Origin of the sequence: Anaeromyxobacter sp. PSR-1 (genome assembly GCF_000964525.1) — a bacterium.
Classification (GTDB): Bacteria; Myxococcota; Myxococcia; order Myxococcales; family Anaeromyxobacteraceae; genus Anaeromyxobacter.
Map to the genome: position 1 here is coordinate 1 of NZ_BAZG01000333.1, position 1,900 is coordinate 1,900.

The 1,900-nt window shown below is 76.9% G+C and carries 2 protein-coding genes; one reads left to right on the forward strand and one right to left on the reverse strand.

Annotation, left to right across the window (positions count from 1 at the left end):
• A partial coding sequence (locus tag PSR1_RS23115; protein WP_152643434.1) for a DsbA family protein occupies window positions 1–543 on the forward strand: 543 nt, incomplete at its 5' end.
• A gap of 4 nt (window positions 544–547) precedes the next feature.
• Here PSR1_RS23115 and PSR1_RS23120 read toward each other — a convergent pair.
• On the reverse strand, window positions 548–1,885 hold the full coding sequence (locus PSR1_RS23120) for a sigma-54 dependent transcriptional regulator (protein WP_059439628.1): 1,338 nt from the start codon (window positions 1,883–1,885) through the stop codon (window positions 548–550).
• Window positions 1,886–1,900: the final 15 nt, after the last annotated feature.

A 1,900-nucleotide genomic window follows, 5' to 3' on the forward strand; every position in this document is an offset into this window, starting at 1 on the left:
CCCGCGTCCGCGGGCGCGCCCGCCGCCGCGGCGCCGGCCGCGAAGCTCGGCCCGCCCGGCTCGATCGTGCTCTACGAGTACAGCGACTACGAGTGCCCGTTCTGCGCCAGGAGCCACGAGGCCAACAAGCCCATCCTCGCGTCCCGGCCCGACGTGAAGGTGGTGCGGCGCCACTTCCCGCTCGACGACACCTGCAACCCGAAGCTCACCCGGCCCTTCCACGTGGGCGCCTGCGACCTCGCCCGCGCCGCCATCTGCGCCGAGGCGCAGGGCCGCTTCGAGCAGATGGACGACGCGCTGTTCCGGAACCAGGCGCAGAAGGCGCCGGTGCGGGAGCTGGCCCGGCGGATCGGCCTCGACGTGCCGCGCTTCGACGCGTGCCTCTCCTCGCCGGAGACCGAGAAGCGCCTCGCCGACGACATCGAGAGCGCCATCCAGGCCGGCGTGCGCGGGACCCCGAGCTACGTGTACGGCGGCAAGGTCTACCCCGGCGACCTCGCCACGCTGCTCGGCGCGAAGCCGGCGGCCACGAGCGGCGGGTAGCGCTTCAGCCCTCGCCGCCCTCCACCGCGAGGCCGTGGCTCGCGAGCAGCGAGTACAGGCGGCGCCGGGTGACCCCGAGCAGCCGCGCGGCGCGGGTCTTGTTCCCGCCGGCGCGCTCCAGCGCCGCCTCGATCACCTCGCGCTCGAACGCGTCGAGGCCGAAGCCCTCCACCAGCAGGTCGGCGGCGCGACCGCCGGCCCGCGGCGCCGCGCCGGGGGCGACGTGCTCGGCGCGGATCTCGCCGTCGCCCGCCAGGATGAGCGCGCGCTCGAGCGCGTTCTCCAGCTCGCGGACGTTGCCCGGCCACGGGCGCTCCAGCAGGCGCGCGCGGGCCGCCGGGCCGAGCCGCTCCGGCGGCACGCCGTGGCCGGCCAGGTGGCGCTCCGCGATGGGGAGCACGTCCTCGCGGCGCTCGCGCAGCGGCGGCACGCGGATCGCGAAGACGTCGAGCCGGTAGTAGAGGTCCTCGCGGAAGGCGCCCTCGGCGACCGCCGCGGCGAGGTCGCGGTTGGTCGCCGCCACCACCCGCGCGTCCACCGTCCGCGGGGCGGTCGCGCCGAGCGGCACGAAGCTGCGGTCCTGCAGGAAGCGGAGCAGCTTCACCTGCGTGGACGGCGGGATCTCGCCGATCTCGTCGAGGAACAGCGTCCCGCCGTCGGCGGCGGCCAGGTGGCCGGGCCGGCGCTGCGCCGCGCCGGTGAACGCGCCGCGCTCGTGGCCGAACAGCTCGCCCTCGAGCAGCGTGTCGGGCAGCGCCGCGCAGTGCACCTCGACCAGCGGCCCGGCGGCGCGCTTGCTCCGCCAGTGGACGAGCCGCGCGAGCTGGCTCTTCCCGGTGCCGCTCTCGCCGAGCAGGAGCACGGTCGCGTCGGTGGCCGCCACCTGCTCGGCGGCCGCCACCGCGGCGCGCATCCCCGCGCTCTCCGCCACCAGGTCCGGGGCGAGCCGCGCCACCAGCCCGGCGCTCCGGGCCGCGGCGGCGCGCTGCTCGGCCAGGCGCCGCACCCGCAGCCGCAGCTCGTCCATGGGGAACGGCTTCGTGACGTAGTCGGCCGCGCCCGCCTTCATCGCCTCGACCGCGCTCTCGGCCGAGCCGTGCGCGGTCATCATCACCACCTCGGGCGGCGGCGTGCGCGCGCGGGCGGCCCGCAGCACCGCCAGCCCGTCCAAATGCGGCATGCGCAGGTCGGTCACCACCACGTCGAACGCGCCCTCGCCGAGCCGCGCCAGCGCCTCGGCCCCGCCGCCGGCGCGCACCACCTCGTGCCCGTCCAGCTCCAGCATCTCCTGCACGAAGCGGCCGAGCTTGGGCTCGTCGTCCACCACCAGCACGCGGGACATGCGGCGATCCTATCC

Bases quoted from the DNA above. Each gene is read 5' to 3' on its own strand.
- PSR1_RS23120 (WP_059439628.1), bottom strand. From the start codon at position 1,885: ATGTCCCGCGTGCTGGTGGTGGACGACGAGCCCAAGCTCGGCCGCTTC.